This window comes from Metabacillus niabensis (assembly GCF_020524345.1).
Classification (GTDB): Bacteria; Bacillota; Bacilli; order Bacillales; family Bacillaceae; genus Metabacillus; species Metabacillus niabensis_B.
Map to the genome: position 1 here is coordinate 37,820 of NZ_JAIVLH010000032.1, position 8,340 is coordinate 46,159.

Annotated in this window: 7 protein-coding genes and 1 pseudogene; 4 read left to right on the forward strand and 4 right to left on the reverse strand. The window is 36.2% G+C overall.

The window, feature by feature from the left end:
- Positions 1–2 precede the first annotated feature (2 nt).
- From LC095_RS24595 to LC095_RS24610, 4 genes are all read right to left on the reverse strand, one after another.
- Complete coding sequence (locus LC095_RS24595) at positions 3–1,346, reverse strand: dihydrolipoamide acetyltransferase family protein (protein WP_226530592.1); 1,344 nt, start codon at positions 1,344–1,346, stop codon at positions 3–5.
- 54 nt (positions 1,347–1,400) lie between these two features.
- Positions 1,401–2,378, reverse strand: a complete 978-nt coding sequence (locus LC095_RS24600; RefSeq protein WP_226530593.1) for an alpha-ketoacid dehydrogenase subunit beta — start codon at positions 2,376–2,378, stop codon at positions 1,401–1,403.
- Between the two features lie 3 nt (positions 2,379–2,381).
- Positions 2,382–3,497, reverse strand: a complete 1,116-nt coding sequence (pdhA, locus tag LC095_RS24605) for a pyruvate dehydrogenase (acetyl-transferring) E1 component subunit alpha (protein ID WP_226530594.1) — start codon at positions 3,495–3,497, stop codon at positions 2,382–2,384.
- A gap of 512 nt (positions 3,498–4,009) precedes the next feature.
- On the reverse strand, positions 4,010–4,672 hold the full coding sequence (locus tag LC095_RS24610; protein ID WP_226530595.1) for a YkyA family protein: 663 nt from the start codon (positions 4,670–4,672) through the stop codon (positions 4,010–4,012).
- A gap of 338 nt (positions 4,673–5,010) precedes the next feature.
- On the opposite strand from LC095_RS24610, the pseudogene LC095_RS27325 reads away from it, so the two are divergent.
- The 4 genes and pseudogenes from LC095_RS27325 to rnjA form a co-directional block, all read left to right on the forward strand.
- A pseudogene (locus tag LC095_RS27325) lies at positions 5,011–5,094 on the forward strand (YjcZ family sporulation protein); the annotation flags it as partial.
- A 172-nt stretch (positions 5,095–5,266) separates the two neighbouring features.
- Entirely contained in the window at positions 5,267–5,821 is a 555-nt protein-coding gene (gene def / locus LC095_RS24620) for a peptide deformylase (protein WP_226530597.1), read from the forward strand.
- Positions 5,822–6,260: 439 nt separating this feature from the next.
- Positions 6,261–6,470: a DNA-dependent RNA polymerase subunit epsilon gene (locus tag LC095_RS24625; protein WP_026560527.1), complete on the forward strand. Its 210-nt coding sequence runs from the start codon at positions 6,261–6,263 to the stop codon at positions 6,468–6,470.
- Between the two features lie 5 nt (positions 6,471–6,475).
- On the forward strand, positions 6,476–8,143 hold the full coding sequence (rnjA, locus tag LC095_RS24630) for a ribonuclease J1 (RefSeq protein ID WP_078434482.1): 1,668 nt from the start codon (positions 6,476–6,478) through the stop codon (positions 8,141–8,143).
- Positions 8,144–8,340: the final 197 nt, after the last annotated feature.

Here is an 8,340-nt window from a genome sequence, read left to right on the forward strand (position 1 = left end):
GATTACGCCTCCATTAAGATTAATTGTGGATCGTTTAGTAAACGCTTGATGTGGTTAAGAGCATTTTGAGCTGTAGCACCATCGATCATTCTGTGGTCGAAACTTAAAGATAATGCTAGAACCGGAGCTACAACAATCTCTCCATCACGAACAATAGGTTTATCAGCAATACGACCAATACCTAAGATTGCAACCTCAGGATGGTTGATAACAGGTGTAAACCATTGTCCACCAGCCGAACCAATGTTTGTAATTGTGCATGAAGCACCTTTCATTTCATTCGGTGCAAGCTTACCTTCACGTGCTTTTGTAGCTAGTCCATTAATTTCATCTGAAATTTCAAAAACAGATTTGCGTTCTGCATTTTTTACAACCGGTACAAGAAGACCTTTTTCAGTGTCAGCAGCAATACCGATATTGTAATAATGTTTTTGTACCACTTCTTCTGTTTTATCATCAAGAGATGTATTAAGAACAGGATACTTTTTAAGCGCTGAAGTAAGTGCTTTTACTACGTACGGTAAATATGTTAACTTAATTCCCTGCTCTGCCGCAACATTTTTGAATTGTTTTCTGTGAGCAACTAAGTTTGTTACATCAACTTCATCCATTAATGTTACATGTGGAGCTGTATGTTTGGAATTAACCATTGCTTTTGCAATTGCTTTACGAATAGGGCTCATTTTTTCTCGAGTCTCTGGGAAATCTCCCTCTGGAATCGCTTGAGCTGCTGGCTTCGCTTGTTTTTCTTCTTTAGCAGATGGCGCTTCTTCAGTAGCAGGTTTTGCTTCAGCTACTCCTCCACCTTGCAGGAATGAATCAACATCTTCTTTTAGCACGCGACCATTTTTACCGCTGCCGGATACTTGACGAATATCAACATCTTTCTCACGAGCATATTTACGAACTGACGGCATAGCAATAACGCGTTTGTTCGGATCTACTTCAACCTCTGGTTGTACACCTGCTTGTTTTTCTTGTTTAGGTGCTTCTTCTTTTTTCACATCTTGACCAGCTTCCGCAGTAGATTGAACCTGTGCTTCTGTTTTTTCTTCAGCTTTCGGCTCATCATCACCATGATCACCTTTGAATTTCAAATCCTCATAACCAGGTGCATCAAAGGTAATAATTGTTTGACCTACAGTCGCAACTGTACCTTCTTCAACGTTTACTTCTGTTACTGTCCCTTTTACTGGTGATGGGATTTCTACAACCGCTTTATCATTTTGTACTTCAGCTAGGACATCATCTTCTTCAACTTTGTCGCCTGCTTTTACAAACCACTTTACGATTTCACCTTCATGGATACCTTCACCGATATCAGGCAGTTTAAATTCGAATGCCAAATCATTCTACCTCCTAAGTAATTGTATTATGTCAATTATGATTTATAGTTCAAATTAAAAATTGATTACTTTTTTAGCTGTTTCAAGGATATCTTTATAAATTGGAAGCCATACATTTTCAGCCTCTGTAAATGCATATACTGTATCAGGTGCTGTTACTCGTAATACAGGAGCCTCTAGGCTTAAAATAGCACGCTCATTAATTTCAGCTACAACGTTTGCCGCGATACCAGCTTGTTTTTGTGCTTCTTGAACAACGATTGCACGACCTGTCTTTTCCACAGATGCGATGATTGTGTCAATATCTAATGGGCTGATAGTACGTAAGTCAACAACCTCAACTGAAACGCCATCTTTCTCTAATTCTTCCGCTGCTTTTAATGATTCGTGCACCATTGCACCGTAAGTGATGATAGAAAGATCTGTACCTTCACGTTTTACGTCTGCTTTTCCAATTTCAATTGTATATTCCTCTTCTGGAACTTCTTGACGGAATGAACGATATAATTTCATGTGCTCTAAGAAAACAACTGGGTCGTTGTCACGAATAGCAGAAATTAATAAACCTTTTGCGTCATAAGGAGTTGAAGGAATTACTACTTTTAATCCTGGTTGTTGAGCAACAAGACCTTCTAAGCTATCTGCATGAAGTTCTGGTGTATGTACAAATCCACCAAATGGAGAACGGATTGTAACCGGTGCTGTCCAACGACCGCCTGAACGGTAGCGCATACGTGCTAATTGACCACTTAAAGAATCCATTACTTCGTATACAAAACCGAAAAATTGAATTTCCATTACTGGACGGAATCCAGTTAAACCAAAACCAACTGTTAAACCACCGATACCTGATTCAGCAAGTGGAGTATCGAACACACGATCTTCACCAAATTCTTTTTGAAGTCCTTCCGTTGCACGGAATACGCCACCATTTACACCAACGTCTTCCCCATAAACAAGGACGTTTTCATCGTTTTTCAATTCGGTGCGTAATGCATCAGTGATGGCTTGAATCATTGTCATTTGTGCCATGGCTTACTTCGACTCCTTTGCTTTGTATATTTCATATTGCTCTTTTAAGTTATAAGGCATTTCTTCGTACATGATTTCCATCAAGTCCGTTACCTTTTGTTTTGGATATTTATCCGCTTTTTGGATTGCATCTTTAATATCTTCTTTTGCTTGTTCGATTGTTTTGTTTTCTTCTTCTTCGTTCCAAATACCTTTGTCTTCTAAGAACTTACGGAAACGAACCAATGGATCTTTTTCTTCCCACTCATTTTCCGTTTCTTTTGTACGATAACGTGTTGGATCATCTCCGGCCATTGTATGTGGACCATAACGGAAAGTTAACGTCTCGATTAAAGTAGGACCTTCGCCATTGACAGCACGTTCACGAGCATCACGAACAGCAGCATATACTGCTAAAGGATCCATACCGTCCACTTGTACACCTACGATACCAGCTGCAACAGCTTTTTGTGCGATAGTTTGTGCAGCAGATTGTTTCTCAACTGGAGTTGAAATCGCATAACGGTTGTTTTGAACAACGAAGATAGCAGGAGCTTTATAAGCACCAGCAAAGTTAATTCCTTCATAGAAATCACCTTGAGATGCACCACCGTCACCTGTGTAAGTGATCGCAACTGCTTGTTTCCCTTTCTTTTTAAGTCCAAGAGCAACACCAGCAGTTTGGATATATTGTGCACCAATAATGATTTGTGGTGAAAGACAATTTACTCCTTCTGGCATTTGGTTACCATGGAAATGTCCGCGTGAGAATAAGAACGCTTGATACAACGGAAGACCATGCCAAATAATTTGTGGAACATCACGATATCCCGGTAAAATCCAGTCTTCTTTTTCTAAAGCAAATTGTGATGCAATTTGTGAAGCTTCTTGTCCTGCTGTAGGAGCATAGAAACCTAAACGTCCTTGACGGTTTAAAGAGATAGAACGTTGATCAAGGATACGAGTATAAACCATGCGACGCATAAGTTCTTTTAATTGCTCGTCACTAATTTCCGGCATTGCCGCTTCGTTTACGACTTTACCTTCTTCATTTAAAATTTGGAATGTTTCAAACTGCTTCGAAATAGCTTCAAACTGTTTCTTACTGTCAACAACAGCGCTTTTTGTTTTTGCAGCCATTTTATAACCTCTTCCTTTCCGTTTTAAGAGTTGCCCAAATTTGAATGACTTTACATCATTTCAACTTTGAACATATTTAGTATTAGTAAGAGAATTCCATTATTCACAGCAATAGGTTACCCTAAAATCATTTGGATGACACAATTTTTTTGAATTCAACTCTTCTTACCGTTAATACCACTCATGAGATGTATAAAACGTTCTCTATGTATGGTCTATGAACTTTATAAAGTCCATACTGTATTAGTTAAAATTTTATATAAACTAATACACGTTAACAATTCATTTACAAGTTTACACTAATATTTTCTCCTCCGTCAATTAGTTTGTATAAGGATTTCAAAAGACAATTCTTTCTGAAAACTTAAATCAAATAAAACTGTATTATTACAAATATATTATCTGTAACAGTGTTGTTGGTACAGTTGCTTAGAGGTCAACCTTTTTTACAAATATATTCCATAGTAAATCTGTTCAAAAAAAAGAGAATGACTCTTCGTAAAAGTCATTCTCTACTCCATTTCATTTAGTTTAACATCCAGTTCTGCTTGTTCATAAAAGGTCATTTTCTGTTCATTATATTGCTCTGTATATTTATTGAATTCCTCATTTTGCTCCATAACGCTTTTATAAGTTGCATTAATTTTTGAAATTTGCGCATCTAATTCTTCAATAGTCAAATCCTCTTTTTGTAACATTGTATATAATTCCTTATCTAGTGTAAGAGAAGTTTCATACTTCTTGTAAAGCGTTTCATAGGATTTATATCGATCTTCCATTGTTTTTTTTAGCTGATTTGCAGATTCTCTTAATGCTTCATCTTTAATATTAGCTATATCATCAGTAATTTCTTCAAATTTTTTCTTTGATGACATAATACTATCATTCTCAGCTTCAATTTTGCTCTCACGGTCTTCAACAACGGTTATCGCTTCTTTTGATAAGGTTACAACTTGATCAAATTCGGTCATTCCTAAGTCCATAATTTTGTTATAGAGTTCAGATTCCTTCTTTTCAAGCTCAAGTAGTGGTTCCTGTTGTTCTTTAAATGTATCTTCCAGTGAGGCAACCTCTTCTAAAGTTTGATAGATATTTTCTTCCGGTGAGGGACCAAAACAACCTGATAGTAAAATAATACATAAAAATAGCATTAAAACCGTTTGTTTTTCCATCATATTTAATAAATTCCCCCTAATCATTCAGACAGTTTCTACTATAATCTGTTCCATTTATTTGCACAATCTTTTTTTGATATTTTTGGAATTAAATGGAGAGATTTGAATTCATCTTCTATTATTATCAAATATATGAATACCTGTCTTTTCGTTAGACCACCTTTTTAACAAAAGCTTCTTTGGGCATCTGTCTATACACTTTTACCTAAGTGACATAATGTGTACTATACGTATTGGCATGGCGTAATGATTTGAAGGAGGTACTTACATTGCATTATTACGACTTTGGAACTTACGAAGGATGCGGAAATTATGACTACGGTTTTGCAGCCCCTGTTGGCTATGGCAGTGGCTTTGCCTTATTCGTTGTATTGTTTATCCTGTTAATAATTGTTGGGGCAGTATATCTAGGTTGTTACTAATTGTAAAACGTGGTTACCTACATTTTTGATCATCCACGTTTTCCTTTTCGTTTTTTATCCGTTCATTTATAATCTAATTATATATATTATTGTGATATGCAGACTTTCTACATACAAAGAATAACTTGTAAAAACAATAAATTTGTCACCGTGTTAAAAGGAGTGTTACACCATGATTACAATGGAAGATATTATTAGAGAAGGGCATCCAACGTTAAAAGAAGTAGCAAAAGGGGTTTCTCTACCTGCATCTGATGAGGATAAAGAAATATTAACGAAGATGCTTGAATATGTAAAAAATAGTCAAGATTCTGAGATAGCTGAAAAATATGGACTACGACCTGGGATTGGTCTAGCAGCTCCCCAAATAAATGTGTCAAAACGTATGATTGCTATTCATACCTTGGACGAAAAAGGAAACCAACACAGCTATGCACTCTTTAACCCTAAAATTGTTAGTCATTCTATTGAAAAAAGTTATTTAACTTCAGGAGAAGGCTGCTTATCAGTGGATCGTGCTGTTCCTGGTATTGTCCCTCGTTTTGCTCGTATTCGTGTAAAAGCAACTACCCTCGAAGGTGAACAAATAGATGTTCGTTTGAAGGGACTTCTTGCTATCGTCTTTCAACATGAAATTGATCATTTGAATGGCGTTATGTTTTATGACCATATTGATAAAAACAACCCATTTCAAGAACCTGAAAATGCGATACCAATTGAAAGGTAAGCAAGGACAATATGTCCTTGCTTTTTTTGTACACCTAATTATGAAACTTATCCTTTCTTACCTTTAAAAGGATTGAAGAACAGTAAATAATTCCCACTAATCAAAATGCAAAAGAAATGTCCCTTCTCCATATACTATAACTGCAATAATATGGGACGGCTCTAGAAGAAATAAGAAAAGGTGGTAATCAATTTGCTGAAAAAATTAAAAAAGTCACTCCGCGAACATATGAACCAGTTACTTAAAAGAAAATTGATCGCATAAATCCTTGTCATATATGGTTTTAAAGGATAAAAACAAAAATTAAAAAGGGTTCAATTATATATTCGATAAAAAAGAACTCCCTACACTTTTCTTGATATACTTGGCTTGAATAAGAATATCGAATATAATAGTAAAAGTTAGTCTAACATTCGGAAGTTAAGGAGAGATTTGGTAAATGATTTTTAAAGTGTACTATCAAGATAAAATTACTGAGGTGCCTGTTCGAGAAAGAACAAACACTCTATATATTGAAGCAACATCTGAAGAGGATGTTCGATCCAAATTAAAAGAGCGCGGGTTTAATATCGAATTTATCACTCCAGTTGATGGGGCATATTTAGAATATGAAAAGCAAAGTGAAAACTATAAAGTATTGGAGAATTGATCGTTATGAAATTTGTAAAAAATGACCAAGTTGCAGTTTTTGCATTAGGCGGACTTGGTGAAATTGGTAAAAACACGTACGGTGTTCAGTTTCAAGATGAAATCATTCTTATCGATGCCGGAATAAAGTTCCCGGAGGATGAACTTCTTGGTATTGATTATGTTATTCCTGATTATTCGTACCTAGTTAAAAATGAAGATAAAATTAAGGGATTATTTATTACGCACGGACATGAAGATCATATTGGGGGTATTCCATATTTACTTCGTCAAGTTAATATCCCTGTTTATGGTGGAAAATTAGCGCTTGGTTTACTTCGAAATAAATTAGAAGAGCACGGCCTTTTACGTCAATCAAAATTAATTGAATTTCAAGAAGACGATATTATTAAATTCAGAAAAACATCTGTTACATTTTTTAGAACAACACATAGTATCCCTGACTCCTATGGAATTGTTGTCAAGACACCTCCTGGTAACATCGTACATACTGGTGACTTCAAATTTGATTTTACTCCTGTAGGTGAACCAGCTAACTTAACAAAAATGGCTGAAATTGGCCGAGACGGTGTATTGTGTTTACTCTCAGATAGTACAAATAGTGAAATCCCTAACTTTACAATGTCTGAAAGACGTGTTGGGGACAGCATCCATGAAATATTCCGGAAAGTAGATGGACGAATTATATTTGCAACATTCGCATCAAATATTCACCGACTACAGCAAGTAGTAGAAGCAGCGGTATCTCATGGGCGTAAAATCGCAGTGTTCGGTCGTAGTATGGAAGCAGCTATTCAAATCGGACAAGATTTAGGTTATATCAGTTGCCCTAAAGACACATTTGTTGATGCTCATGAAATCAATCGAATGCCTGCTCACAGAGTAACTATACTTTGTACAGGTAGCCAGGGTGAACCAATGGCAGCTTTATCACGTATCGCTAATGGAACTCATCGCCAAATACAAATTATCCCTGGAGATAATGTTGTTTTCTCTTCTTCACCAATTCCAGGGAATGCACTTAGTGTAAGTAAGACAATTAATCAACTTTTCAGAGCCGGTGCTGAGGTAATCCACGGACCATTTAATGATATCCATACATCAGGTCATGGTGGTCAAGAAGAGCAAAAACTAATGCTTCGTTTAATGAAACCGAAGTATTTTATGCCAATTCACGGTGAATACCGTATGCAAAAAATGCATGCTAAACACGCTGTTGATTGTGGTGTGGAAGAAGAAAATTGCTTCATCATGGATAATGGAGAAGTTTTAGCTATCGGTGATCGTGAAGTTGGAATAGCTGGAAAAATCCCTTCAGGAAATGTATATATTGACGGAAGCGGTATTGGTGATATCGGAAATATCGTGCTTCGTGACCGTCGTATCCTTTCTGAGGAGGGCCTTGTAATCGTTGTTGTGAGCATTAACATGAAAGACTTCAAAATTGCAGCTGGACCTGACATTATTTCAAGAGGATTTGTGTATATGCGTGAATCAGGCGATTTAATCAATGATGCTCAAACACTAATTACTAAACACTTAAATAAAATTATGGAACGTCGTACAAGTCAATGGTCTGAAATTAAAAACGAAATAACAGATACCCTTTCACCATTCTTATACGAAAAAACAAAACGTCGTCCTATGATCCTTCCTATTATTATGGAAGTTTAACTAAAAAACAAAAGCCGTCACCTAAGTGACGGCTCAGGCTGTCGAGAAACCTCGGCAGCCTATTATTTTATCTGATTGCTTTAACTTTTCACCGCGTTAATTTGGTATAATATAGATAACTAATTGGGAGGGTGATATTTATGTTCAATACAAGAGAAAACACACAAAATGAAGTTGAATTTATAGTAATAGATGAC

What these genes read in the sequence shown, in the direction of transcription:
- LC095_RS24600 (WP_226530593.1), bottom strand. Translation starts at nt 2,378, where the DNA reads ATGGCACAAATGACAATGATTCAAGCCATCACTGATGCATTACGCACC.
- pdhA (WP_226530594.1), bottom strand. Translation starts at nt 3,497, where the DNA reads ATGGCTGCAAAAACAAAAAGCGCTGTTGTTGACAGTAAGAAACAGTTT.
- LC095_RS24610 (WP_226530595.1), bottom strand. Translation starts at nt 4,672, where the DNA reads ATGATGGAAAAACAAACGGTTTTAATGCTATTTTTATGTATTATTTTA.
- def (WP_226530597.1), top strand. Translation starts at nt 5,267, where the DNA reads ATGATTACAATGGAAGATATTATTAGAGAAGGGCATCCAACGTTAAAA.
- LC095_RS24625 (WP_026560527.1), top strand. Translation starts at nt 6,261, where the DNA reads ATGATTTTTAAAGTGTACTATCAAGATAAAATTACTGAGGTGCCTGTT.
- rnjA (WP_078434482.1), top strand. Translation starts at nt 6,476, where the DNA reads ATGAAATTTGTAAAAAATGACCAAGTTGCAGTTTTTGCATTAGGCGGA.